The organism is Rhodobacter xanthinilyticus (assembly GCF_001856665.1).
GTDB lineage: Bacteria > Pseudomonadota > Alphaproteobacteria > Rhodobacterales > Rhodobacteraceae > Rhodobacter > Rhodobacter xanthinilyticus.
This window is the reverse complement of the sequence record NZ_CP017781.1, coordinates 2,900,716-2,925,352: the sequence shown is the minus strand read 5'-3', so window position 1 is coordinate 2,925,352 and position 24,637 is coordinate 2,900,716. Positions and strand designations below refer to the sequence as shown.

Annotated in this window: 25 protein-coding genes; 11 read left to right on the top strand and 14 right to left on the bottom strand. The window is 70.6% G+C overall.

Annotated features, from left to right (window positions below; translation table 11 throughout):
* Positions 1 to 127: 127 nt before the first annotated feature.
* The gene (serB, locus tag LPB142_RS14305; RefSeq protein ID WP_071166759.1) at positions 128 to 1,000 is read left to right on the top strand and encodes a phosphoserine phosphatase SerB; all 873 of its coding nucleotides are present in this window, start codon (positions 128 to 130) and stop codon (positions 998 to 1,000) included.
* Here serB and nagA read toward each other — a convergent pair.
* Positions 976 to 2,133: an N-acetylglucosamine-6-phosphate deacetylase gene (nagA, locus tag LPB142_RS14300; RefSeq protein ID WP_071166758.1), complete on the bottom strand. Its 1,158-nt coding sequence runs from the start codon at positions 2,131 to 2,133 to the stop codon at positions 976 to 978. The genes serB and nagA overlap by 25 nt on opposite strands.
* On the bottom strand, positions 2,121 to 2,954 hold the full coding sequence (locus LPB142_RS14295) for a BadF/BadG/BcrA/BcrD ATPase family protein (protein WP_071166757.1): 834 nt from the start codon (positions 2,952 to 2,954) through the stop codon (positions 2,121 to 2,123). The genes nagA and LPB142_RS14295 overlap by 13 nt, the downstream gene beginning before the upstream one ends.
* 127 nt (positions 2,955 to 3,081) lie before the next feature.
* Between LPB142_RS14295 and LPB142_RS14290 the strand changes: the two genes are divergently transcribed.
* The 7 genes from LPB142_RS14290 to LPB142_RS14260 all read left to right on the top strand — a co-directional run bounded on the left by LPB142_RS14290 (position 3,082) and on the right by LPB142_RS14260 (position 10,580).
* Positions 3,082 to 5,202, top strand: a complete 2,121-nt coding sequence (locus tag LPB142_RS14290; RefSeq protein ID WP_071166756.1) for an FAD-dependent oxidoreductase — start codon at positions 3,082 to 3,084, stop codon at positions 5,200 to 5,202.
* Entirely contained in the window at positions 5,199 to 5,813 is a 615-nt protein-coding gene (locus LPB142_RS14285) for a CDP-alcohol phosphatidyltransferase family protein (protein ID WP_071166755.1), read from the top strand. The genes LPB142_RS14290 and LPB142_RS14285 overlap by 4 nt, the downstream gene beginning before the upstream one ends.
* Positions 5,813 to 6,997: an ABC transporter substrate-binding protein gene (locus LPB142_RS14280; protein ID WP_071166754.1), complete on the top strand. Its 1,185-nt coding sequence runs from the start codon at positions 5,813 to 5,815 to the stop codon at positions 6,995 to 6,997. Before LPB142_RS14285 ends, LPB142_RS14280 begins: the two co-directional genes overlap by 1 nt.
* Entirely contained in the window at positions 6,994 to 8,589 is a 1,596-nt protein-coding gene (locus tag LPB142_RS14275; protein ID WP_156894385.1) for an ABC transporter permease, read from the top strand. Before LPB142_RS14280 ends, LPB142_RS14275 begins: the two co-directional genes overlap by 4 nt.
* Before the next feature lie 79 nt (positions 8,590 to 8,668).
* A complete protein-coding gene (locus tag LPB142_RS14270) occupies positions 8,669 to 9,313 on the top strand; it encodes a hypothetical protein (RefSeq protein WP_068765345.1) in 645 nt (214 codons plus the stop codon).
* Positions 9,314 to 9,455: 142 nt separating this feature from the next.
* Positions 9,456 to 10,223, top strand: coding sequence for a DUF6478 family protein (locus LPB142_RS14265; RefSeq protein WP_071166752.1), 768 nt, complete (start codon positions 9,456 to 9,458; stop codon positions 10,221 to 10,223).
* A 6-nt stretch (positions 10,224 to 10,229) separates the two neighbouring features.
* Positions 10,230 to 10,580, top strand: coding sequence for a hypothetical protein (locus tag LPB142_RS14260; protein ID WP_071166751.1), 351 nt, complete (start codon positions 10,230 to 10,232; stop codon positions 10,578 to 10,580).
* A gap of 100 nt (positions 10,581 to 10,680) precedes the next feature.
* Here LPB142_RS14260 and LPB142_RS14255 read toward each other — a convergent pair whose 3' ends face one another.
* A complete protein-coding gene (locus LPB142_RS14255; protein ID WP_071166750.1) occupies positions 10,681 to 12,693 on the bottom strand; it encodes an oxidoreductase in 2,013 nt (670 codons plus the stop codon).
* Positions 12,694 to 12,991: 298 nt separating this feature from the next.
* On the opposite strand from LPB142_RS14255, the gene LPB142_RS14250 reads away from it, so the two are divergent.
* On the top strand, positions 12,992 to 13,897 hold the full coding sequence (locus LPB142_RS14250) for a LysR family transcriptional regulator (protein ID WP_068765341.1): 906 nt from the start codon (positions 12,992 to 12,994) through the stop codon (positions 13,895 to 13,897).
* A gap of 42 nt (positions 13,898 to 13,939) precedes the next feature.
* On the opposite strand, the gene LPB142_RS14245 is transcribed toward LPB142_RS14250, so the two are convergent.
* The 3 genes from LPB142_RS14245 to LPB142_RS14235 are packed head-to-tail and all read right to left on the bottom strand — an operon-like array spanning position 13,940 to position 16,343.
* Positions 13,940 to 14,878: an OmpA family protein gene (locus LPB142_RS14245; RefSeq protein WP_083392696.1), complete on the bottom strand. Its 939-nt coding sequence runs from the start codon at positions 14,876 to 14,878 to the stop codon at positions 13,940 to 13,942.
* Complete coding sequence (locus LPB142_RS14240; RefSeq protein ID WP_071166749.1) at positions 14,875 to 15,618, bottom strand: GNAT family N-acetyltransferase; 744 nt, start codon at positions 15,616 to 15,618, stop codon at positions 14,875 to 14,877. Before LPB142_RS14240 ends, LPB142_RS14245 begins: the two co-directional genes overlap by 4 nt.
* Positions 15,615 to 16,343 carry a competence/damage-inducible protein A gene (locus LPB142_RS14235; RefSeq protein WP_071166748.1) on the bottom strand — a complete coding sequence of 243 codons (729 nt, stop codon included), beginning with the start codon at positions 16,341 to 16,343 and terminating at the stop codon, positions 15,615 to 15,617. The genes LPB142_RS14240 and LPB142_RS14235 overlap by 4 nt, the downstream gene beginning before the upstream one ends.
* A gap of 115 nt (positions 16,344 to 16,458) precedes the next feature.
* Here LPB142_RS14235 and map point away from each other — a divergent pair, with 115 nt between their 5' ends.
* Positions 16,459 to 17,268, top strand: coding sequence for a type I methionyl aminopeptidase (gene map / locus LPB142_RS14230; protein WP_068765338.1), 810 nt, complete (start codon positions 16,459 to 16,461; stop codon positions 17,266 to 17,268).
* 150 nt (positions 17,269 to 17,418) lie between these two features.
* Here the strand turns inward: map and LPB142_RS14225 are convergent, their stop codons facing one another.
* From LPB142_RS14225 to LPB142_RS14210, 4 genes are read right to left on the bottom strand one after another with little or no spacing between them, the layout of a single operon-like run.
* Positions 17,419 to 18,138, bottom strand: coding sequence for a hypothetical protein (locus tag LPB142_RS14225; protein WP_071166747.1), 720 nt, complete (start codon positions 18,136 to 18,138; stop codon positions 17,419 to 17,421).
* Positions 18,139 to 18,141: 3 nt separating this feature from the next.
* The gene (locus LPB142_RS14220; RefSeq protein ID WP_071166746.1) at positions 18,142 to 18,789 is read right to left on the bottom strand and encodes an HAD family hydrolase; all 648 of its coding nucleotides are present in this window, start codon (positions 18,787 to 18,789) and stop codon (positions 18,142 to 18,144) included.
* The gene (rsmD, locus tag LPB142_RS14215) at positions 18,786 to 19,349 is read right to left on the bottom strand and encodes a 16S rRNA (guanine(966)-N(2))-methyltransferase RsmD (RefSeq protein ID WP_071166745.1); all 564 of its coding nucleotides are present in this window, start codon (positions 19,347 to 19,349) and stop codon (positions 18,786 to 18,788) included. Before rsmD ends, LPB142_RS14220 begins: the two co-directional genes overlap by 4 nt.
* Positions 19,346 to 20,542, bottom strand: coding sequence for an NAD(P)/FAD-dependent oxidoreductase (locus LPB142_RS14210; protein WP_071166744.1), 1,197 nt, complete (start codon positions 20,540 to 20,542; stop codon positions 19,346 to 19,348). The genes rsmD and LPB142_RS14210 overlap by 4 nt, the downstream gene beginning before the upstream one ends.
* Positions 20,543 to 20,619: 77 nt before the next feature.
* Between LPB142_RS14210 and LPB142_RS14205 the strand changes: the two genes are divergently transcribed.
* Positions 20,620 to 21,108, top strand: a complete 489-nt coding sequence (locus tag LPB142_RS14205; RefSeq protein WP_071166743.1) for a peroxiredoxin — start codon at positions 20,620 to 20,622, stop codon at positions 21,106 to 21,108.
* Positions 21,109 to 21,188: 80 nt separating this feature from the next.
* Here LPB142_RS14205 and LPB142_RS14200 read toward each other — a convergent pair whose 3' ends face one another.
* Genes LPB142_RS14200 through LPB142_RS14185 form a run of 4 tightly spaced genes read right to left on the bottom strand, consistent with a single transcriptional unit; the run spans position 21,189 to position 24,486 of the window.
* Entirely contained in the window at positions 21,189 to 22,043 is an 855-nt protein-coding gene (locus tag LPB142_RS14200) for a mechanosensitive ion channel family protein (RefSeq protein ID WP_068765332.1), read from the bottom strand.
* Positions 22,044 to 22,063: 20 nt separating this feature from the next.
* On the bottom strand, positions 22,064 to 23,227 hold the full coding sequence (locus LPB142_RS14195) for a GNAT family N-acetyltransferase (protein ID WP_071166742.1): 1,164 nt from the start codon (positions 23,225 to 23,227) through the stop codon (positions 22,064 to 22,066).
* A gap of 42 nt (positions 23,228 to 23,269) precedes the next feature.
* The gene (locus LPB142_RS14190; RefSeq protein ID WP_071166741.1) at positions 23,270 to 24,028 is read right to left on the bottom strand and encodes a glycerophosphodiester phosphodiesterase family protein; all 759 of its coding nucleotides are present in this window, start codon (positions 24,026 to 24,028) and stop codon (positions 23,270 to 23,272) included.
* Entirely contained in the window at positions 24,028 to 24,486 is a 459-nt protein-coding gene (locus LPB142_RS14185) for a RidA family protein (protein ID WP_068765329.1), read from the bottom strand. Before LPB142_RS14185 ends, LPB142_RS14190 begins: the two co-directional genes overlap by 1 nt.
* Between the last annotated feature and the right edge of the window lie 151 nt (positions 24,487 to 24,637).

Genomic DNA, 24,637 nt, shown 5'->3' with positions numbered 1-24,637 from the left:
GTTGGGGAGAGGTGTCCCGCCGCCGGAGATACGGGGGCGCGGCCTCTGGCACAAGAGGGAAAATTGCGCTAATGCGGCCTATCAGCCATCAAAAGCGACACCGCTTTCCACTATCGGAAACATGCCCATGTTCATCGTGACCCTCCTCGCCGACCCGAAAGCCGCCAATCTCGCGCAGGTGACGCTCGATTCGCTCCATGGGGCCTGGGTCGGGCGGGAGGCGCGCTGGCTCAACCCGGGGGTGGCGGCGGAATTCGCGATCGAGGCGATCCCGGCGAATCGCTGGGAGGTCTGGGAGGGGCTGCAGGGCCTCGGGGTCGATCTCGTGGTGCAGCCCGCCGAGGGGCGGCGCAAGAAGATGCTGCTGGCCGATATGGACAGCACGATGATCCAGCAGGAATGTATCGACGAGCTGGCCGATGTCGCGGGGGTGGGGGCCAAGGTCGCCGCGATCACCGCGCGGGCGATGAATGGCGAGCTCGATTTCGAGGGCGCGCTGACCGAGCGGCTGGGGCTCCTGACCGGGCTCTCGGCCGAGGTGATCGACCGGGTGATCGCCGAGCGGTTGAGCTTCATGCCGGGGGGGCATGACCTTCTGCGCACGATGAAGGCGAACGGCGCCTATTGCGCGCTCGTCTCGGGGGGCTTCACCGCTTTCACCGGCCATGTCGCCGAGGTGCTCGGCTTTGACGAGAACCGCGCCAATATCCTCGGCATCGAGGACGGCAAGCTGACCGGCGTGCCGGTGCGCCCGATCCTGGGCCGCGAGGCGAAGGTGCAGGCGCTCGAGGAGATCAGCGCGCGGCTCGGCATCGCCCATTCCGAGGTGATGGCGGTGGGCGATGGCGCCAATGATCTCGGCATGCTGCATCTCGCCGGGGCGGGGGTGGCGCTGCACGCCAAGCCCTCGGTCGCCGCGCAATGCGATATCCGCATCAACCACGGCGATCTCTCGGCGCTGCTCTATATCCAGGGCTACGCGGTCGAAGACTTCGCCTGAGCCTCGAGCGCGACGCCGCCGCGCCAGGTGCCGGCAAGGCGCCAGTTGCGGTCAAAGAGCACCAGATCGGCGGCGCGGCCAGGCGCGATCCGGCCGGCCTCGGCGCCGATCAGCCGCGCGGGCGTCGCGGTGGCCATGGCGAGCGCCGCGCCGGGCTCGAGCCCGATCTCCGTGATCAGGAACCGCACCGCCTGCGGCAGCGACAGATCCGCCCCCGCGAGCGTGCCATCCTCGAGCCGCAGAGCGTCGTCGCGCCGCAGGATCTTGCGCCCGGCAAGGGTGAACTCCTTGAGCGCGGTGCCCGCCGGCGCCATCGCATCGCTGACGAGGAACAGCTCGCCCATATGTTTGGCGTAAATCGCCAGCCGCAGGCTCTCGGGGTGGACATGGATCCCGTCCGCGATCACCCCCGCCGCGACCGGCAGGCCAAGCGCCGCCCCCACGAGCCCCGGCTCGCGCGCGCCGAGCTGGCTCATCGCGTTGAAAAGATGGGTGACCATCCGCGCGCCGGCCTCGAAGGCGGCGCCGGCTTCGGCAAAGCTCGTCTCGGCATGGCCGAGCGAAACGAGGATCCCCGCCGCGGTCAGCCGGGCGATCTGGGCGGGGGTGGCGGCGGCGGGTGCGAGCGTGATCAGGAGCGTCGGCAGCCCGGTCTTCGCCTCGCAATAAAGCGCGATATCGTCGTCATCGAGCGGGCGGATATGCGCGGGCGGGTGGCAGCCGGGGCGCCGCGGGTCGAGATGCGGCCCCTCGAGATGCAGCCCGAGCAGGCCCGGCACGCGGCTCATCGCGGCGGTGGCGGTGGCGAGCACCGATTGCGTCGCGGCGCGGCTGTCGGTGATCAGCGTCGGCAAAAGGCCCGTCGTGCCGAGCCGCGCATGGGCCGCGGCGATGGTCGCGAAACTCTCGATCGTGGCGGTGCCGTCGAGCATGATCCCGCCGCCGCCGTTGACCTGCAAATCGATCAGCCCGGGTGCCAGCGTGCCGCCGCCGAGGTCGATCCCCTCGCCCTCGACCTGCCGGGTCTGGGGCAGGATATCGGCGATGATCCCGTCCTCGACCACGAGTTGATGGGCGGTGAAAAACCGTGCGCCATCAAAGAGATGACCGTTCTTGAAAATCAGGCGGCCCATGTCGCCTCCTCGCGCGCGAGCGCCAAAGCGCCATCGAGCGCGGTGCCCTTCGCCGCGATCCGCGGCCAGTCGTCGAGCGCAAGCTCCGGCCCGAGCCCGCCCAGCCAACAGACCGGCAAGACCCGCTCGCGCGGCTGCAACCGGGTCACCGCGCGGCGGATCTCGGCGCGCGCGGCCTCGAGGATGCGGCGCGCGGCCGCGTCGCCCGCCTGCGCCGCCGCGAGCACCCGCGGCGCGAGCGCGGCATAATCGGCGGGCGTGGCGCGCAGCGAAAACCCCACGATCCCCGGCGCGCCGCCCAATTCGCCCGCGATCTGCGCCAGAAGCGGCGTCGGGCACTCGAACCCGTCGAGCATCCGCGTGCCCTCGATCAACAGCGCCCGCCCGATCCAGGCGCCCGAGGCCTCATCGCCGAGCCGCAGCCCCCAGCCGCCGATCGCGCGCACCCGCGCCTCCGTTTGCCGCACGAAGACCGAGCCCGTGCCGATCGCCGCGACGATCCCGTCCTCGGTGCCGATCGCGCCGCGCAGCGAGGTCAGCGCATCTTGCACCACCCGCGCCGCAAACGGCAGCCGCGCCGCGAGCCGGTCGCCCGCCGAGGAGAAATTGCACCCCGCAAGCCCCAGAACCGCGCGCAGATTGTCCCGCGGCAAATCGCCGAGCGCGGCCTCCGCCGCAGCGCGGATATTGGCCTCCGCGCCGTCGAAATCGCTTGCGATATTGGCCGGGCCCGCGCGCCCTTCGCCCAGAATCGTGCCCGCGCCGTCACAAACCGCCGCGCGGCAGCCCGAGCCGCCGCCATCGATTCCGAGATAGAGCATCGTCGATCCTTTCCTGGTCAGGGGGGCTGACCTGTCTACCAAAGGCGCCTTGACGCGCCGATGCAAGATGGACTTTGAGTCTAGTCGCCCGATATATCTTGGAAATTCGTTAACGCCGGAGGGGGGCTTGCGCAAACCGATCCTGTTGGCCCTGCTCGGGGCGGCCCTGCTCGCCGGCGGGCTCTGGGCGGCCTCGCTCGAGCCCGGCGCGGCGCGGGCGGCGCTCGGGCGGGCGCTTGTCGGGCTCGAGGCCTGGCGGGGGGCGCATCCGGGGTGGCTGCCGCTGGGCTATTTCGCGGCCTATGTCGCGGTGGCGGCGGCCTCGCTGCCGGTTGCGGTGTGGATGACGCTCGGGGCGGGGGCGCTTTTCGGCTTCTGGGGCGGGCTCGTGCTCGTCTCCTTCGCGGCGGCGCTGGGCGCGACGGGGGCGTTTCTCGCCGCCCGCTGGCTCGCGCGCGATTGGGTGCGGGCGCGGTTCGGCGCCCGGCTCGGCGCGATCGAGGCGGGGCTTGCGCGCGACGGGGCGCTTTATCTCTTCTCGCTGCGGCTGATCCCGGTGGCGCCGTTTTTCATCGTCAACCTGCTCTTCGGGCTGACCCCGATGGCGCCGGCGCGGTTCTATTGGGTGAGCCAGATCGGCATGCTCCCCGCCACCGCGGCCTATGTCTTCGCCGGCACCCGGCTCGCCGAGGTCGCCACGCCCGCCGATGTCCTCAGCCCCGGCCTGATCGGCGCCTTTGTCGCGATCGGGGTGCTGCCCTGGCTCGCGCGTGGCGGGCTGGCGCTTTGGCGCCGGGTTGCGCGCGCGCGGCGCTGGCCCCGTCCGGCGCGGGCCGAGCGCAACCTCGTGGTGATCGGCGGCGGCGCGGCGGGGCTCGTCGCGGCCTATGTCGCGGCGGCGGCGCAGGCGCGGGTGACGCTGATCGCCGAGGGGCCGATGGGCGGCGATTGTCTCAACTTCGGCTGCGTGCCCTCCAAGGCGCTGATCGCGGCGGCGCGGGCGGCCGATGCGGCGCGCGGCGCGCCCGCGCTCGGCATCGAGGGCGCGGCCAGGGTGCATTGGCCGACGGTCATGGCCCATGTCCGCGGCGCGATCGCCGCGATCGCCCCCAACGACAGCGAGGCGCGCTATCGCGGGCTTGGGGTCGAGGTGATCCGCGGCCGCGCGCGGCTTCTCTCGCCCCATGAGGTCGCGGTTGAAACCGGGCCGGAGGCGGGGCGGCGGATCACCACCCGCGCGGTCGTGCTGGCCACTGGCGCGGCGCCGGTGGTGCCGCCGATCCCGGGGATCGAGGGCGTGGGGGCGCTCACCTCCGAGACGCTTTGGGCCTGGCTCTCGGGCCTGCCCGCGCCGCCCCGGCGGCTGCTGATCTTGGGCGGCGGCGCGATGGGCTGCGAGCTCGCGCAGGCGCTGGCGCGGCTCGGGGCGGGGGTGGTTCTGGTTGAGCCCGGGCGGATTCTGGCGCGCGAGGAGGAGGAGGCCGCGGCGCTCGTCGCGCAGGCGCTTGCCGCCGACGGGGTGGAGATCATCGCGGGCCGGGTCGTGCGCTTCGAGGGGCGCGAGGCGGTGCTCGAAAGCGGCGCGCGGGTGGGCTTCGAGGCGGTTTTGCTCGCCACCGGGCGGCGCGCGCGGCTCACCGGGCTCGGCCTCGAAGCGCTCGGTGTGCCCACCGAAAAGCCCCTTGAAACCGATGCCTGGCTCGAAACGCTGCTGCCGGGCGTTTATGCGGCGGGCGATCTCGTCGGGCCGGTGCAGCTCACCAATGCCGCGGGCCATCAGGGCTGGGTTGCGGCGGCCAATGCGCTCGCGGCGCCGCTGTGGCGGTTCCGCGCCGCCGCCCCGATGCCGCAGGCCGTGTTCACCGCGCCCGAAATCGCCCGCATCGGCCCGACCCGCGCCGAGCTCACCGCGCAGGGCCTCGCGCCCGAGGTCACCCGCTATCCGCTGGCCGAGCTCGACCGCGCCATCGCCGAGGGCGCGCGCGCGGGCTGGGTCGAGATCCTGACCGACCCGCGCGGGCGGATCCTCGGCGCGAGCGTGGTGGGCGCGCGGGCGAGCGAGATCCTCGCGCCGATTGCCCTCGCGATGCGTCAGGGGCTCGGGCTCGGCAAGCTCCTCGCCACGCCGCAGATCTACCCGAGCTGGCCCGAGGCCGCGAAAAACGCCGCCGGCCGCTGGCGTCAGGCGCGGGTCAGCCCGCGCGCGCTGGCGCTCGCGGCGCGCTATTTCGCCTGGAGGCGCGGATGATCGACGCGCGCCTCGCCGCGCCGCTGCGCCGGCTCCTCGGCCCGCCCGCCCGCGTGCTCGATGCCGCGGGCCTGCGCGCCGATCAGGTCTCGCTCGCGGGCTTCGTGCTGGGGCTCGGCGCCTTTGCGGCGATCAGCCTGGGCGCCTTCGGGGCGGGGCTCGCGCTGATCGCGGCGAACCGCCTCGCCGACGGGCTCGACGGCGCGCTCGCCCGCCGCCAGGGCCCGACCGACCGCGGCGCCTTCCTCGATATTGCGCTCGATTTCGTCTTTTACGCGCTGGTGCCGCTCGGGTTTGCGCTCGCCGACCCCGGGGCGAATGCGCTCGCGGCGGCGGTGCTGATCGCGGCTTTCGTCGGCACCGGCTCGAGCTTTCTGGCCTTTTCCGCCGTCGCCGCCGGGCGCGGCCTGCGCGCCGAGGCCTTCCCTGCGAAGGGCATCTACTATCTCGGCGGCCTCACCGAAGGCTTTGAAACGATTTTGTTTTTTGCGCTGATCTGCCTCTTCCCGGCGGCCTTTGCGCCGCTCGCTTACGGGTTCGCGGCGCTCTGCGGCTTGACCACGGTGAGCCGCTGGGGGATGGGCTGGCGCGCGTTTGACAGGAGGGACTGATGCGGCTGACGGCGATTTTGGCGACTTTGGGCGCGCTTTGGGCGGGGGCGGCCGAGGCCGATTGGGCGGCGACGCTCGCGCAGGCGCGCGGCCAGACGGTCTATTTCAACGCCTGGGGCGGCGATCCGCGCACCAATGAGTTCCTCGCCTGGGTGGGCGCCGAGACCGAGGCGCGCTACGGCGTCAAGCTCGTGCAGGTGAAGCTCTCCGATACCGCCGAGGCGGTCGCCCGCGTGCGCGCCGAGGCCGCGGCGGGGCAGGAGACCGGCGGCGCGGTCGATCTGATCTGGATCAACGGGCCGAATTTCCTCGCGATGAAAGAGGCGGGGCTGCTGGCCGGGCCCTTCGTCGCGGATCTGCCCAATGCGCGCTATCTCGATCTCGCGCCCGGCGCGCCGGCGGCGAGCGATTTCACCGTGCCGGTCGAGGGCTATGAGGCGCCCTGGCGGCTGGCGAAATTTGTCTTTGCCGAGGATCGGGCGCGGGTCAGCCTGCCGGCGCGGATGGCCGATTTTCCGGCTTGGGCGGCGGCGCATCCGGGGCGGATGACCCATCCGACGGCGGCGAATTTCATGGGCGCGACCTTCCTCAAACAGGCGCTGGTCGAGCTCGCGCCTGACCGCGCGGTGCTTGCGGCGCCGGTGACGGAGGCGGCCTATGCGGCGGCCACCGCGCCGCTTTGGGCCTGGTATGAAGCGCTTCGGCCCAACCTGTGGCGCGCGGGCCGGGCCTTCCCCGAGACCGAGAGCGTGCAGGCCCAGCTCCTCGCCGATGGCGAGATCGATGTCGCGATGTTCTTCGATCCGGCGGCGCCGGCCTCGTTGATCGAACAGGGGGTTCTGCCCGAGAGCGTGCGGGTTTTCGTGCCCGAGGGCGGCACGATCGGCAATGTCTCCTTCGTCGCGATCCCGTTCAACGCGAGCCATCGGGCGGGGGCCGAGGTGGTGGCGAATTTCCTGCTCGAGCCCGAGGTGCAGGCGCATATGCAAGATGTCACGGTGCTCGGCTCCTATTCGGTGCTCGATCCGGCGCGGCTCGATGAGGCGGGGCGGGCGGCCTTTGCGGCGCTGCCGCAGGCGCCGGCGCTGCCGCGGCTCGAGGATCTCGGGCCGACGCTGCCCGAGCCGCATCCGAGCTGGATGGAGCGCCTCGCCGCGGATTGGGCGCGCCGCACCGCGCCGTGAGGGCGCTGATCTGGGCGCTGATCGGGGCGCCGGTGCTTTTAGGCCTTGCGATGACGGTGGCGGCGGCCTGTGCGCCCGGTGCGCTGGCCGCGGCGCTGGCCGAGCCCGGGCTCTGGGCGAGCCTGCGGGTGACGCTGATCACCGGCCTTGGCGCGACGGCGGTGTCGCTCGCGCTGACCCTGCCGCTCGGGCTGTGGCTTGTGCGCCAGCCGCGCGCGGGGCGGGCGCTCGCGCCGATGCTGGCGGTGCCCCATGCCGCGCTCGGGCTGGGGCTGGCGTTTCTCTTCGCGCCCTCGGGGCTCGTCGCGCGGGGGCTTGCGGGGCCGATGGGTTGGGCGCAGCCGCCGCAATGGGCCTGGCCGGGCGACCCTTGGGGGGGCGCGCTTTTGCTGGGGCTGGTGCTGAAGGAGGCGCCGTTTCTGTTGCTCATGATGCTCTCCGCGGCGAGCCAGCTCGACCCCGCGCGGATGATGGCGGCGGGCCAGAGCCTTGGCCGGCGGCCGGGGGCGGCCTTTGCGCTGGGCCTCTGGCCGCAGCTTTACGCGCGGCTGCGGCTGCCGGTGCTGATCGTGCTGGGCTATGGGCTTTCGAATGTCGATATGGCGCTGATCCTCGGCCCGTCGCATCCGCCGACCCTCGCGATCCGGGCGCTGCGGCTCTATACCGCGCCCGATCTGCGCGGGGCGGGGCCGGGGGCGGTGCTGGCGCTCGGGCTGGTGGCGGTCTGCGCGGCGGCGGCGGCGCTTGGCTGGGCGGTCGAGCGCGGCGCGGCGCGGCTCGGGCGGGGGCTGGTCTGGCGCGCGGGCGAGCCGGGGCGGGGGGCAGGGCCGGGGCGGCTGGCGGGCCTCGGCGCGGGGCTTGCGCTGGCGCTGGGCGCGCTCTTCTGGGCATCGGTGGCGATGCTGGTGCTGTGGAGCCTCGCGGGGGCGTGGCGGTTTCCGGCGCTCTGGCCGGAGGGGATCGGGCTCGGGGCCTGGCGGCGCGGCGGCTGGCTCGAGGCGGCGGGCGAGACGCTGCGCCTCGGGCTTGGCGTCACCGCGGCGGCGGTGCTGCTCGCCATCGCGCTCCTTGAGGCCGAGAGCCGGTCGGGCCGCGCGCCGCGGCTGTGGCTCTTGCTGGTGCCGCTCCTTCTGCCGCAGATCGGGTTCCTGCAGGGGCTGGTGAGCGGGTTTCTCTGGCTTGGCCTGCCGCCGGGGCGCGCGGCGGTGCTCTGGGCCGAGGCACTTTTCGTCTTTCCTTATGTCTATCTCACCCTCGCGGGGCCCTGGCGCGGGCTCGGCCGGGCGGAATTCGACGCCGCCGCGAGCCTTGGCGCGGGGCCTTGGCGGCGGCTCGTGCGGCTGCGCCTGCCGATGCTCGCGCGGCCCCTGGCGGTGGCGGCGGCGGTCGGCTTTTCGGTCTCGGTCGCGCAATATCTCGCCGTTCTGCTGCCCGGCGGCGGGCGGGTCGCGACGCTCACCACCGAGGCGGTGGCGCTCGCCTCCGGCGCGGATCGGCGGGTCGCGGCGAGCTATGGGCTTGCGCAGGCGGTGCTGCCCGCGCTTGGTTTTGTGCTCGCCTTTCTGGCGCCAGACCGGCGCGGGCGCCGCTGAGAGCGGCTTTTTGCCCCTCGCGGGGCGGCGCCGGGCCGCGAGACTTGCCCGAGGGGCCGGGCGGTTGTATCGCTCTCCCATGACCCAGACCCCGCGCCTCCCCGCCCGCCGCACCCGCCTGACCCTTGCCGCGCTCGCGCCGCTTGTCCTCGCGGGGTGCCTTGCCGCGACCACGCCCGCCTCGGATCGGATCACGCTGGCCGAGGAGGGGGTCACCCTCGCGGCGCCGGCGGGCTTCTGCGTCGATCCGAAAACCTCGCGCAAGTCGCGCGAGGGGGCCTTCGTGATCTTTGCCAATTGTGCCGCGATCTCGGGCGATCCGGCGGCGCCGCGCCCGGCGCAGCCGGCGATCCTGAGCGCCACCGTCGGGCCGCAATCGCCCGGCCCGGTGGGCGAGAGTTTCGCGCCGATCGAGGATTTCTTCCGCTCCGAGGCGGGGCGCGCGGCGCTGGCGCGTTCGGGCGAGGCCAATGACGTCAAGATCCTGAAAACGCAGGTTTCCGACGGGCTCTTGCTGATCAAGCTGCGCGACGGATCGGTGGCCGAGGGCGCGCCGGTCGAGCCGGTTTACTGGCGCGCGATCACCGGGCTTGGCGGGCGGATCACCGCGCTCTCGGTGCTGCCGCTGCAGGGCACACAGATGCAAGACGCCAGCCAGATCGAGATCTTGCGCGCCTTTGCCGCGCGCAGCCAGCAGCTGAGCGCGCCCGGCGCGGGTTCGTGACGCCGCACGATCGGGCACTGCCGCAGCGCGGGGCAGAAATTTGCACCCGCGCGCGGAAAGTCCGGGATTTTCTCTGGTGCTCGGGAAACGTTAAAGGGTAACTGTTTCCATGATGTTAACAATTTGCTGCTAAATCCCGGTCATGGCTGACGGTTCCTCCTCTCTTCTCGATCGCATCGTGCAGGCGCGCGCGCTCAAGCGCTGGGCGCGGGCGGCGCGGCTGGCGGAAAAGCTGCCGCCGGGCGAGCTGCGCGAATTGCGCGGTCAGGCGCTTGCGCTCAGCCGCGAGATCGGGCGGGTGGTGCAGGTCGCCGAGGAGCGGCTCTCGATGCCCGCGGGCGGCGGCGACGGGATCGAGCGGCCCTTGGGTTGCGATTGGGCCTGGCGGCCCGATTTCTGGCGCCAGCCGGTGCAGCCGCGCGGCATTGCGCCGGCGCAAAACCGCGCGAAATTCGGCGCCGAGCTGACGCTGTTTCACGATTGTGCCAATAGCGCGCTGATGCTGCGCCAGATCCGCAACACCCGCGCCGAGGATATCGCGCCCTTCGCGCTGCGGATGGATGTGTTCCGCTTCGAGGGCTCGTTCCTGTCGCTCGTGCTCGATCTGCCGGAGGCGGCGGTGCGCGGGCTGCGGCGCAACCAGCTGGTGCGGCTCGGGCTCGATGTGGCGCTCGAGCGGCCGCTCGAGATTTTCTGTCGGCTCAATATCAAGCACGGGCCCAACACCGAGCAGATCGTGCGCGAGATGGGGCCGGGGGAGAGTTTCGTCGAATTCGATCTCGGCTATGCCAAGCTCAACGAGAAGCGGCTCGAGAAGGCCTGGGTCGATCTGATTTTCGAGGGGCCGCAGATGAACGAGATCGTGTTGCGCGATCTGACGATGCTGCGCCATCCGCGCGCGGAGCTGTGAGGGAAGATGCTGGAGACGTCGCGTATTCGGGCCGGGGTCTGGGAAGGGGTGATTGCCGCCTCCGAGGCGCCGAGCCTTGAGGTGGTGCATCTGGGCGAGGTGGTGCCGGGGCTCGAGATCGGGCCGGTCGAGGGCGGCAAATGGCGGGTGAGCCTGCCGATCCCGGCGGCGCTTCTGTCGGAAGGGGTGCAGAGTTTCATCCTGCGCGCGCCGGGGGGGGCGGAGGTCGGGTCTTTCGCGATCATCTGCGGGCAGGTGCTGGAGAGCGATTTGCGCGCGGAGATCGATCTGTTGCGCGCCGAGCTCGATCTCTTGAAGCGCGCGTTTCGGCAGCATTGCGCGGCGAGCGGGATGTGAGCGGGGCGCAGGGGCGCCGCCCCTCGCGGCCCGAGGGCCGCTCACCCCGGGATATTTAGGGCAAGATGAAAGGGCGGGGGGACCGCCCTTTTCTTTTGCGTCAGAGGCTTGCGCCGAGGCGGGTGCCCTGGTCGATCGCGCGTTTGGCGTCGAGCTCGCCCGCGACATCGGCGCCGCCGATGATATGGGGGGTGAGGCCGGTCGCGATCAGCTGATCGGCGAGGGAGCGCTCGGAGAGTTGGCCCGCGCAGAGCACGACCGTATCGGCGGCGATCAGGGTGGGGTCCTTGCGCTCGGGGCCGAAGGAGATCTCGAGCCCGTCGGCGGTGATGCGCTCGTAATTCACCCCGCCGAGCATTTTCACGCCCTTGGCCTGGAGGGCCGCGCGGTGGATCCAGCCGGTGGTCTTGCCGAGTTTGCGGCCCGGTTTCTCGGGTTTGCGTTGCAAGAGCGTGACGCTGCGTGCCGGGGCCTCGGGGGCGGGGCGGGCGAGGCCACCGGGGGTCTCGGCCGGGTCGCCGACGCCCCATTCGCGTTTCCAGTCGGCCAGATCGAGGGTCGGGCTCGCCGTGACGGTGAGGAATTCGGCCACGTCGAAGCCGATGCCGCCCGCGCCCACGACCGCCACGCGCGGCCCGGCGGTGACCTTGCCGGTGAGGATGTCGATATAGCTCGCGGCGCGTTCCTGGCCGGGGATCTCGGGGTCGCGCGGGGTGACGCCGGTCGCGATCACCACTTCGTCGAAGGCGGCGAGGCTCGCCACGTTGGCCTCTTCGCCCAGCCGCAGCGTGACGCCGGTGCGCGCGAGCATCGTCGCGAACCAGTCGGTGAGGCCGTAGAACTCCTCCTTGCCGGGCACTTTGCGCGCCATCAGGAGCTGGCCGCCGACCTCCGTCGCGCGGTCGAAGAGGGTGACCGCATGGCCGCGCCCGGCCGCGGTGATCGCCGCCGAGACGCCCGCGGGCCCGGCGCCGACGACGGCGATGGTCTTGGGCTGGGCGGTCGGGGCGAGGGTCAGCTCGGTCTCGAAGGCCGCGCGCGGGTTGACGAGGCAGGTCGAGATCTTGCCTGAGAAGGTGTGGTCGAGGCAGGCCTGGTTGCAGGCGATGCAGGGCGCGATCTCATCGGCGCGGCCCGCGGCGGCCTTGGCCACGAAATCGGGGTCGGCGAGGAAGGGGCGCGCGAGCGACACCATATCGGCATCGCCCCGCGCGAGGATGTCTTCGGCCACCGCGGGCGTGTTGATCCGGTTCGAGGTGATCACCGGGATCAAGACCTCGGGGCGCAGCCGCGCCGTCAGCCAGGTGAACGCCGCGCGCGGCACCGAGGTGGCGATCGTGGGCACCCGCGCCTCATGCCAGCCGATGCCGGTGTTGAGCATCGTCGCCCCCGCCGCCTCGATCGCGCGCGCAAGCTGGACGACCTCCTCCCAGCTCGAACCATCGGGCACGAGATCGATGAGCGAAATCCGGTAGATGACGATGAAATCAGGGCCGACGGCAGCGCGCACGCGCCGCACCACCTCGACCGGCAGCCGCATCCGGTTCTCATACGGCCCGCCCCAGCGATCCTCGCGCTTGTTGGTATGGCGCACGAGGAACTGGTTGAGGAAATAGCCCTCCGAGCCCATCACCTCGACCCCGTCATACCCCGCCTCGCGCGCCCGCACGGCGGCCGTTACGATATCGGCGATCTGCTTCTCGATCCCGTCCTCGTCGAGTTCGCGCGGCGCAAAGGGCGAGATCGGCGATTTCACCGCCGAGGCTGAGACACAGTCCGGGCTATAAGCATAGCGCCCCGCATGCAGGATCTGCATCGCGATCCGCCCGCCCGCCTCATGCACCCGCTCGGTGATCATCCGGTGGTTGGCGATGTCCTGCGCGGTGAAAAGCCCCGCCGCCCCCGGAAACACGCCGCCCTCGAGGTTCGGCGCCATGCCCCCCGTCACCATCAGCCCGACGCCCCCCCGCGCGCGCGTCGCGTAGAACTCCGCCACCCGGTTCCAATCCCCGGTCTCCTCGAGATTGGTGTGCATCGACCCCATCAACACGCGGTTCTTGAGCACCACATGCCCCAGATCGAGCGGCGCCAGCATATGCGGAAATTGGCTCATCGGTCTCCCTCCCTTGGCTCGCGCCAAATTGACGTGCACGGAAGCCGATGTCACGCCAGACGCCGCGTCATTGTAAACCGCCCCCGCCTTCAACGATGCCGAAATATCCCGGGGGGCGGCGCAGCCGCGGGGGCAGCGCCCCCTCCGCCCCTTGCAACCGGCGCCTGCGCGCGAACAATCGTTTCCCGCCCCGGACCAGACGCGCAATTTCCCCGGTATTGTCCCTGCGAGGCCCCATTTGCGCCCGATTCCGCTCCGATACCTTGTTGAAACGAGAAACGTTCCCGATAGGTGCACAATGGATCGCCTGACCGAAATGGAAGCCTTCGCCACCGTCGTGGATCAGGGTGGCTTCACCGATGCCGCCAAGAAGATGGGGATCTCGAAATCCGCCGTCTCGAAACATGTCTCGGCGCTCGAGGCGCGGCTCGGCGCGCGGCTCTTGAACCGCACCACGCGGCGCGTCTCGCCCACCGAGATCGGCCTCGCCTATTACGACCGCGCCCGGCGCGTGCTCAACGATGCGGGTGAGGCCGATGCGCTCGTCACCGCGATGCAGGTCGCGCCCTCGGGGCTCTTGCGGATCTCGGTCGCGACCGATTTCGGCGTCAACCTGCTCTCGCCGGTCCTGGGCGACTTCTTGCAGGAATATCCCGAGATTACCGTCAACATGGTGCTCAACAACCGCTATGTCGAGCTGATCTCCGAGGGCTTCGACATGGCGATCCGGGTGGGAGAGCTCGAGGATTCCAGCCTGCGCGCCCGCAAGCTCACCGAAACCGCCCGCCGGATGATCGCCGCCCCCGCCTATTTCGAGAAATACGGCCGCCCGCAGAAGATCGACGATCTCAACGATCACAAGCTCCTGCATTATTCCAACCAGTCGAACGGCAACCTGTGGAAGATCACCGCCCCCTCGGGCGAGCGTCGCCAGGTCCGCTCGAACGGCTGGCTGACCGTCAACGACGGCCAGTCGCTGCTCCATGCCTGCATCGCCGGTCTCGGCATCGCCTATCTGCCCTCCTTCCTCTACGCCGATGCGATGAAGAAGGGGCTGGTGGAGGAGGCCATGCCCGAGCTGCCGATGGAAACGCTCGGCATTTACGCGGTCTACCCGCCCGGGCGCTTCACCCAGCCGAAGGTGCGCGCCTTCATCGATTTCCTCGCGCAGACCTTCGCCGACAAGGGCCCCGACAACTGGTGACGCCAGACCGATGTTTTCCCGCGGCGCTTTCCGTCGGCGCCGTCAACTCCGGGTCGAGGTGAGAACCGCCTCGACCCGTCTGTTTTGGGTGCGCCCCTCTTCGGTGAGATTGGTGGCGCGCGGCGCGAGCCAGCCCGCGCCCTCGGCGGTGAGCTGTTTGGCCGAAACCCCATAGCGCTCGATCAGCCGCGCCCGCACCGCCTCGGCCCGCGCCTTCGAGATCGCGACATTGGGCCCCAGCGCCCCCACCGCATCGGTATGGCCGACGAGCGTCACCCGCGCCTCGGGGCGGGTCGAGAGATAATCCGCAAGCGCCGCGAGCGAGGGGAAATCCTCCCCCTCGAGCGCCGATTTGCCGCTTTCAAAGGCCAGATCCTCGAGCACCGCGCGCCCGGCGGTTTCCAGCGTCGCGCCGATCCCCTCCTTGGGCGCCTCGGTCGGCGTCGGCTGGGTGGGGGTGAGCGGGTTTTCCGGCTCGGCGGTGGTGATCGCCTGCGCGGTCATCTCGGTCAGGTGGATGAACCCCGATTCGGACGAGCGCGACACCGTCAGCGCAAGGTAATCCGCGCCCTTCCTCGCCGCGAGATAGCGGAAATCGGCGAGGTCGACATGCATCTGCGGCTCGGGCAAGAGATCGAGCGCATAGCGGAAATCGAAGCCGCCACAGGCATCGGTCTCACATTCATAAAGGATCGAATAGCCCTCCGCGGCGATCTGCTGGCGCAGGCTCGCGAGGAGCTGGAGCGTGGTCATCTGATTGGCCCGCAGCCGCCAGGCGGTATCGCTGCGCGCCCCTTCGAGCATCCGCCGCTCGGCCCCCTCGGGGCGCCAGGGGCCGGTCGCCAGCGCGAGGCTCGTCGCCGGGTTCGAGGCCTGCGCGCTGACCATCGCGCCTTGGGGCAGCTCGGGCACAAACGGCCCGGCGGCGAGCATGGCCGCCGAGGCAAGCCACAGAGGGGCCGCAAAGATCAACGATTTCATGGGTTTGCCTCGCGGCGATAATGGTAGCCGCCGGCCTCGACCATGCCCATCGAGAGGTAGAGCGCATTGGCGCCGGCGTTGGCGCGGGTGACGACAAGCGCGATTTCCCGCGCGCCCGCCTCCGCGGCCCAGCGCGCGCCCTCATGGATCATCGCGCGCGCAAGGCCAAGCCGGCGCACCTCGGGCAGCACGACGAGCGCATGGATCATCGCGCGTTCCCCCGAAAGGCCGATAAACATCGCCCCCGCCGCGCGGTCCTGCTTGCGGCCGAGCACACAGGCTTTCGGCCCCGCCGCGCGCGCCATCACCGCCTGCCGCGCGGCCCCGATGCCCGCGCTCTCCCACAGCTCGCGCGCGATCGCGAGCGGCGGCCAATGCGCAAAGGCCGTCACCGGCGGCACCTCGCCCGCGAGCGTCTCGACCGGCGCGGTATGGATCACCGTCGCGTCGGCGACCTCATAGCCGCGCGCGGCAAGATCCGCGTCGAGCGCGTCATTGCCCGGCAGCCCGGGGCGGATCTGGAACTTCGGCACCTGCCCCAGCGCGCGGTGCGCCGCGATCACCGCCTCGAGATCGGCCTGCGTATAGGGCGCCTCGAGCGAGGCCGAGCTCACCCGCGAGCCCGCGCCGCGCCCCTCGCGCAGCGTGAAAGGCCCGAGCTGATGCACCGCCGCCGCGGGCCAGGTCGCATCGATCAGCGCGAAAGCCTCGGGCAGGGAAAGCGGCGCGACCGAGCTCATTTGCCCTCCGGGAAAGCCGCTTGCAGCGCCGCAAACGCCGCCGCGAGCGCGACCGGGTCGGTCGCGCGCACGACCAGGTTGGTGCCGTATTGCCCTTCGGTCACAAAGGGATAGGAGCCCATCGAGACGCCCGGGTGGGCGGCGGCCAGCGCGCCGAGCTGATCGGCGATCGCGGCTTCGGCGACCATCAGCTGCCAGGTGCGGCTCTCAAGCGGCGCGCCCCCCGTGAGGCGCGGCAAGAGCCCCGTCACCATCGCCTGAAAGATATTGGGCACCCCCGCCATCACATGACAATTCTCCACCGAGAACCCCGGCGCGCCGGAGACCGGGTTGTCGATCAGCGCCGCGCCCTCGGGGATCCGCGCCATCCGCATCCGCGCGGGCGTGAACTCCACCCCCCGCGCGGCGTAATGCGCGGCCAAAATCGCGCGCGCATCCTCGCGCACATCGATCGCCCGGCCAAAGGCCGCGGCGACCGCATCGGCGGTGATGTCGTCATGGGTCGGGCCGATCCCGCCCGAGGTGAAGAGCTGGTCATGCCCGCCCGCAAGCTCGCGCACCGCGGCGCTGATGGTGGCATGATCATCGCCGATCACCCGGATCTGGCGCAGGTCTATCCCCGCGCGGGCGAGCTCGCCGGCGAGGAAATGGGCGTTGCCCTCGCGGGTGCGCCCGGTCAGGATCTCATCGCCGATGATCAGGATCGCAGCTGTCGGATTGGGCATCTGGGCCTCCTTTGCGCCAAGGTATAAGCCCGCTTGCAGGCTCGGAAAAGCCCGGCTCTGGCCAAGCGGCGCTTTTGTGACTATCTAGAGCCCAAGTCAGGACAGGAGAAGACCAGTGGACGAAGCCCGCGGCCGGGTCACCAAAGATGGCATCCGGATCTATGAACAAGCCGATTTCGAGGGGATGCAAGCGGCCGGCCATGTCGCGGCGCGCATCCTCGACGAGGTGGCCCCCCTCGTCGAGCCCGGCGTGACCACCGGCGCGTTGGATGATTTCATCCGCAACCGCGTCACCGAGCTCGGCACGAAATCCGCCACGATCGGCTATCGCGGCTATAAACACGCCTCCTGCATCTCGGTCAATCACGTCGTCTGCCACGGGATCCCGGGCGACAAGGTGTTGAAAGACGGCGATATTCTGAACATCGACGTGACCGTGATCCTCGATGGCTGGTATGGCGACAGCTCGCGGATGTATGTCGCGGGCAACCTCAGCCGCAAGGCCGAGCGGCTGATCCAGGTCACCCATGACGCGCTGATGATCGGCATCGAACAGGTCCGCCCGGGCAATACCTTCGGCGATATCGGCCATGCGATCCAGCAATTCGTCGAGGGGCACCGGATGTCGGTGGTGCGCGATTTCTGCGGCCACGGGCTCGGGCGCGTGTTCCACGCCCCGCCGAATGTGCTCCATTACGGGCGCGCGGGCTCGGGCGCGGTGCTCGAGGAAGGCATGTTCTTCACCATCGAGCCGATGGTCAACCTCGGCCGTCCCGAGACCAAGGTGCTCGCCGATGACTGGACCGCGGTGACGCGCGACAAATCGCTCTCGGCGCAGTTCGAACATTCGATCGGGGTGACGGCGGATGGCTGCGAGATCTTCACGCTCTCGCCCGCGAACCGGTTCCACCCGACCTGGGGCTGATCTGCCCTTCAATGATGTGAAAATATCCTGCGGGGGTCCGGGGGTGCAAAACCCCCGGGCTTTCCATTTGTGAGAGGTTTGGAGGGGGCGCTGCCCCGCCGAGGCAGGCCTCGGCCCCCCGGGATATTTCGACATCGTTGAAACGATCAGTCAGGGGCGGGGCGCGGCCCGGTCGCGGCGCCGCCCGCCGCAGGCCGCCGCGATCCGCAGGAGGCGCCGCCGGTCGCCCGCGAGAGCGGCTTCGAGCAGGCCCGCGAGGGCGCCCTTGCGTTTGAGATGCGGCACGAGGCTTGCGTGGCTTTCTTCGGCGAAGAGGATCTGTTCGGTGCCGGGTGCGCGGGGGAAGGCTTCGGCGTGGGGGGTGTCGTCGCGCATCCCGTGAAAGAGCCAGGCCGTGCCGCGGGTGGGGAGCGGGGCCTCGGGCCAGCGGGGCGCGGTGAGGCGGGTTGTCCATTCCGCCCAGCGGGTTTCGCCCGCGATATGGCCGGGCAGGGGCGAGAATTGCGGCGAGAAGGCGAGCACGGTATCGACCGGCAGCACCTGCGCTGCGGCGAGCGCCGAGAAGGCGCCCATCGAGAGGCCGAGGGTGGCGATCCGGCTCACCGGGGCGTCGAGGCGGGCGAGGGCCTCTTCGAGCATCGGCGCGAAGCCCGGGTCGGAGGCCCAGCTGCGGCTTTCATCGGAGATGAAGAGCGCGCGGCGGGGCGCGGCGGCGGTGCCACGGCCGGTGGCGGTGGCGATGAATTCGGCGCCGGGCGGGCGCGTGGGGTCATGGCCCACCGAGGCGAAGGAAATCACCAGATCCGGGCCCGTGCCTTCGGCGAAATCGACGCTGTAGGGTGGGCGGGAGAGGAGGCGGGTGAGCGCCACCGCTCACAGCCCGAGGAGGGCGGGCACCTGCGCCATGTCGGAGAAGATCTCCGCGCCCTCGGCCGCGAGGCCCGGATGCGCGCCCGAGGGCGCATAGCCGAGGCAGCGCATCCCCGCCGCGCGGGCGGCGCGCGCGCCCGTCGCGCTGTCCTCGATCACCACGCAGGCCTCGGGCGGGGCGCCGAGCGCGCGGGCGGCCAGCAGGTAGAGATCGGGGGCGGGTTTCGGGCAGCCCAGATCCTGGCCTGAGAACATCAGCCCCTCGAGCCGCGCGCGGATCGCGGGGTGTTGGCCGAGCGTCGCCTCCATCTTGGCCGCCCGCCCGTTCGAGCCGACCGCGAAGGGCACCCCCGCCGCATCGAGCCGCGCGAGCAGATCCGCGACGCCGGGCATCAGCGCCGTGCCCGCCGCGAGGCGCGCGTAGAGCCGGGCGTAATAGCTCTCGACCCAATCGGGGGGCAAAGCGGCGCCCATCTCGCGGCCCTTGCGCGCCACGCCCTCGATCGTGCCGCCCAGAAACAGCGCCTCGAGCGCGGGGATCGAGAGGGCGAGCCCGTGGGCGGCGAACTCCTCCTGAATGAGGGCGAAGGTGGCGGGCTCGCTGTCGACGAGCACGCCGTCGCAATCGAAGAGAACGGCGGCGGGTTTCATGCTTGCATCCGGGCGAGGGTGACGAGGGTGTCGCCATATTTGCGCTGGTCGATCTCTTCGAGCGGCGCGGGGATCATGGGCGCGGTGTTTTCCTCCCAGACGACCATCGCGCCGGGCGCGATCCAGCCGTTCTCGAGGCAGGACGCGATCGCGCCTTCGCCCAAGCCCATGCCATAGGGCGGGTCGAGGAAGATCAGGTCATAGCCCGCGCCGCGGCAGGGGCCCATATTGGTCGCGTCACGCCGCCAGACATCGGTGACGCCCATCGCGCGCATCAGCTCGATATTGCGCCGCAAAAGCGCGCGTGCCGCCGCGCCGTCATCGACAAAAGCCACCCGCGCCGCGCCGCGCGAGAGCGCCTCGAGCCCGAGCGCGCCGGTGCCTGCGAAGAGATCGAGCACCCGCGCGCCGGGGATCGGGTTGCCATGGGTGCCGTTGATCAGGAGGTTGAAGATCGACTCGCGCACGCGGTCGGTCGTCGGGCGCAGATGGGCGCGCGCATCGCCCTCGCCGACCTCTGCGAGCTTCAGCCCGCGCCGTTCGCCGCCGATGATCCTCATTTCAGGAGCGCCTTGAGATCGGGGGCGGTGGCGATCGTGTCGGCGGTGACGGGGCTGGCGGCCTCGATCAGGCGCTTGCCGATCATATAGGCGCGCGCATCCGAGAGCGCATCGACCGCGATCAGCCGGCCCGCGCGGAAATACCAAAAGCTCTGCCCGTCGCCCTGGCGCGCGACGATCTGGTCATAGCCGGTGTTGAGGCCCGCGATCTGCAGCTTCATGTCGAATTGATCCGACCAGAACCAGGCTTTGGGCGCATAGGCGCGGCCCGCGCCGAGCATGTTGGCGGCGACAAGTTCGCCCATGTCGATGGCATTGCCGACCGATTCGAGGCGCATCCGCCCCTCGGGCCCGGGGAAGGCCGCGCAATCGCCCGCGGCCCAGATCGCGGGGTCGGAGCTGCGGCCCAGCGCGTCGACGGCGATGCCGGTCTCGATCTTGAGGCCCGCGGCCTCGGCCAGCGCGATATCGGGGGTGACGCCGATGCCGACAATGACGAAATCGGCCGGGATATGGCGACCATCGGCGAGATCGGCGCCGCTGACGCGGCCTTCGCCGGTGAGCCGCGTGAGGCCCACGCCCTCGATGATCTCGACGCCATGGCCCGCGTGCAGCGCGCGGATCGCGGCGGCGGTCTCGGCGCAGGCGACGCGGCCGAGGATCCGCGGCGCGGCCTCGATGAGCGTAACCTCGAGCCCGAGCTTGCGCGCCACCGCCGCCGCCTCGAGCCCGACATAGCCGCCGCCGACCACCAGAAGCCTGCGCCCGGGGCGGAACTCGGCCTCGATCGCGTCGACATCGGCGAGCCGGCGCACGGTATGCACGCCCTCGAGCCGCCCACCCACCGCCTCGGGCAGCCAGCGCGGGTTGGCGCCGGTGCACAGCGCGAGCTGATCATAAGAGATCAGCTGCGCGCCGGCGGTCACGGTTTTCGCGGCGCGGTCGATGGCGGTCGCGCGGGTGTCGGTCAGGAGCGTGATGTCATTGGCGGCCCACCAGTCCTCGGCGCGCAAGGTGAGCCGTTCGAGCGGCATCTCGCCCATCAGGTAGGCCTTCGAGAGCGGCGGGCGCTGATAGGGCGCGACGGGTTCCTCGCCGATCACGGTCACCGCGCCGACATAGCCCAGCGCGCGCAGTTTCGCCGCCATCGAGGCCGCCGCCTGGCCGCCCCCAACGATCACGATCCCGGACATCTCATCCCCTCTGGTCACTACCCGCGCCGACCCTATATCCTCCGGGCGAACCTGTGCAATCCGAAGGGAGGTCGACAATGACGATTACGGTGGGGGATAAACTTCCCGGCGCGAGCCTGCTTGTGCTCGGCGAAAACGGGCCGGAGGCGGTGAGCCTCGGCGAGAAGATGGCGGGCCGCAAGATCGTGATCTTTGCGGTGCCGGGCGCCTATACGGGCGTGTGCACCACGGCCCATGTGCCGAGCTTCATCCGCACCGCGGGCAAATTCGCCGAGAAGGGCGTCGAGGAGATCCTGTGCATCTCGGTCAACGACCCCTTCGTGATGAAGGCCTGGGGCGAGGTGACGGGGGCGGCGGCGGCCGGCATCACCATGCTCGCCGATGCCGAGAGCGCGTTCACGACCGCGATCGGGATGGATTTCACCGCCCCGCCGGCGGGGCTGATCAAGCGCTCGGCGCGCTATGCGATGCTGGTCGAGGATGGTGTGGTCAAGGTGCTCCACAAGGAAGAGAGCCCCGGGGCCTGCGAGATCTCTGCGGGCGAGGGGCTGCTCGCGGCGCTCTGACGGCTCGGCCCCCGCGCGCTTGGGCGGCGGGGGATTTTGCGTATTTTTGCCAAGAAGAAGGGGCGGGTGCGCCCCTTTTTTCAGGCCGGGGCGGGGAGCGCGGCGCCTTCGACCACCAGCGTGCGGGTCGGGAAGGGGATGCCGACGCCCTCGCTGTCGAAGGCTTCCTTGATCGCTTGGGTGAGATCGCATTTCGTGGCCCACCAATCGTCGCTTTTCGTCCAGACGCGGAAGGTGAAATCGACCGAGCTCTCGCCGAGTTCCTTGACCTTGATGAAGGGGGCGGGCTCGGCCAGCACGCGGGGGTCGGCCTTGGCGAGGCGCAGCATCGTGGCCTGCGCGGTTTTCAGATCGGCCGTGTAGGCCACGCCGATCGTCAGATCGATCATCCGCGTCGCATTGACCGAGTAATTCTTGATCGCCGAGGACCAGATATCGGAGTTCGGCACGATGATTTGCAGCCCGTCATAGGTGCGCAGCTCGGTGAAGAAGAGCGCGATCTGGCGCACGGTGCCGGCCTCGGAGCCCGCCTCGATATAATGGCCGACGCGGAACGGGCGGAAGAGGATGATCATCACCCCGGCGGCGAAATTCGACAGCGTGCCTTGCAGCGCGAGCCCGATGGCGAGGCCTGCGGCGCCGATCAGGGCGACGAGCGAGGTGGTCTGGATGCCGAAGCGGTTGAGCACGAAGATCGCGCCCATCGCGAGGATCAGATATTTCACCATGCTGGCGAGAAAGCCGAAGAGGGTCGGGTCGAGGCGGGGGTGGCGTTCGGCGAGGCGCTCGATGCGCGTGCGCGCCCAGCCCGAGAGGAGAAAGCTCAGCAGGATGATCGCGGTGGCGTAGAGCAGGTTGAGGGTGAATTCGATCAGCGCGTCGATGCGGTCGGGGGTGACGAGGTCCTGAAGGCTTTGCAGATCCAGGGTTTCCATTCGGTCTCCTTTCGTTGGGGTCAATCGGCCCGGTAGGGGCCCTCGGCGGCGAGCGCGGCGATATCGGCGGCGATGGCCGGGCGCTCGGCCTCGAGAAATTGCGCAACCGCGCGGCGAAAGCCCGGGTGGGCGATGAAATGCGCGGAATGGGTGGCCACGGGCAGGTAGCCGCGGGCGAGTTTGTGCTCGCCCTGGGCGCCCGCTTCGACGCGGGCGAGGCGATGGGCGATCGCGTAGTCGATGGCGCGGTGGTAGCAGAGCTCGAAGTGCAAGAACGCATGGTCCTCGAGGCAGCCCCAGTAGCGCCCGAACAGCGCCTCGCGTCCGATCAGGTTGAGTGCGCCCGCGACGGGGGCGCCCGCGCGCGCCGCGATCACGAGGAGCACGTCGTCGCGCATCTCATGGAGCGCGTCGAAGAAGGCGCGAGTGAGGTAGGGCTGGCCCCATTTGCGCGCGCCGGTGTCCTGGTAGAAGGCCCAGAGCGCGTCCCAATGTTCGGGGCGGATCGCGTCACCCGTCAGCATCTCGATCTCGCCGCCGAACTCTTGCGCGCGGGCGCGTTCGCGGCGCAGTGCCTTGCGCTTGCGCGACGAGAGTGCGGCGAGGAACTCCTCGTAATCGGCGTAGCCGTTGTTTTGCCAATGAAATTGCAGGCCCTCGCGGCACAGGAAGCCGGCGGCTTCGGCGGTTTCGGCCTCGGCCTCGGTGCAGAAGGTCAGATGCGCCGAGGAGAGGCCCGAGCCGGTGCAGAGATCGGCGAGCGCCGAGAGCAGCGCCGCGCGCCCTTCGGCTTCATGGCCCGGTCGCGTCAAAAGCCGCCGCCCCGGCACGGGCGAGAACGGCACGGCGAGTTGCAGCTTGGGGTAATAGCGGCCGCCCGCGCGCTCGAAGGCATCGGCCCAGGCGTGGTCGAAGACATATTCGCCCTGGCTGTGGGTCTTGAGGTAAAGGGCCGCGACCGCGATCACCTCGCCCCCGGCCCGCGCCACCAAGGGCCGCGGGGTCCAGCCGGTGCCCGGCCCGACCGAGCCGGAGCGCTCGAGCGCATGGAGGAAGCGATGCGTGGTGAACGGGTCGAGTGGGCGCCCGCCATCGGCGGCCTCGGGCGCCGCGCAGGCATCCCAATCCGCCGCGGCGATCTCGCCAACGCCTTGATGCACCGTGATTTCAACCGAGCCCGACATGGCACCTCCTTCGCCCCAAAGCTGGGGCGAAGGGCGCGCGCGTCAAGCGAAGGGCGCCAGATAGCCCTCGAAGGTGATGTTCTGGGCGGTCGCGCGCGCCTTGGCCTCGGCTGCGGGCGAGCGGATCGTCCAGCACAGGATCGCAGCGCCGCGCGCCTTCAGCTCGGCCACCCGCGCCCGGCCCAGGTCAGCCGCCTCATGCGAGATGAACGACGCGCCAAGCGCCTCGTAATCGGGGATCTCGCGCAGCCGATCGCGCACCGGCGCGGGGATCAGCGGCCAATCCTCGGGCGTATAGGCCGAGGTGGTCAGCCCCACCGGCACCCCGGGCGCCCCCGCCGCAAAGGCCGCGACCGAATGGGGGTTGAAGGACATCACCGCGACCGGGCCCTTGTAACCCGCCAGACCCTCGGCCACCGCGCGCTCCATCGCGCCCACCTCGGGGCCGAGCGCGCCGTCCTGATCCTTCAGCTCGATCAGGAGCGGCACCTTTCCGCCCACGATCTCAAGCACTTCGGCCAGGGTCGGGATACCGTCCTCGGCGTCGAGCAGCGGCAGGGCGCCGAGCTCGGCCGCGGTCAGGCCGCGCACCCGCCCGCCCACGCCGGTCAGCCGGCGCAGGTCGTAATCGTGAAACACCATCGGCACGCCATCGGCCGAGGGCTGGATGTCGATCTCGATCCCGTAGCCCGCCGCCACCGCCGCCGCCACCGCAGCGCGCGAGTTCTCGGGCCGGCTGGCGGCGCGGTCATGCAGCGCGCGATGCGCGATCGGCAGGCGCAGGAAAGCCTCGGGCAGCATCAGGCGATCTCGAAGATCGCTTCGATCTCGACCGCGACGCCCAGCGGCAGCGAGGCCGCCGAAACCGCCGAACGCGCATGCCGCCCGGCCTCGCCGAAGACCTCGACCATCAGGTCCGAACAGCCGTTGATCACCTTGGGTTGCTCGGTGAACTCGGCGGTCGAATTGACGAAGCCGACGAGCTTCACCACGCGTTTCACCCGGTCGAGATCGCCGAGCGCGGCCTTCGCCTGCGCGATCAGCGACAGCCCGCAGCGCCGCGCCGCCGCCGCGCCCTCCTCGGTGGTCATGCCCGCGCCGAGCTTGCCCAGGATCAGCCCGTCGGCATTGGCCGAGATCTGGCCCGAGACGAAAAGCTGCGCGCCGCTTTGCACGAAGGGCACGTAATTCGCCGCCGGGGCGGGGGCTGCGGGCAGCTCGATCCCAAGCTCGGCAAGACGCGCGTCGATCTGGCTCATGATTCCCTCCAAATGGCCTGTTCGGGGCGGAGGCTAGGCGCAATACCGCCCCGCCTCAAGGGTGCGCGCGGGGGCCAGCCCCCGCACCCCCGGGATATTTGGACATCATTGAAGGGGAAGGTCTGGCGTCAATGATGCCGAAATATCCCGG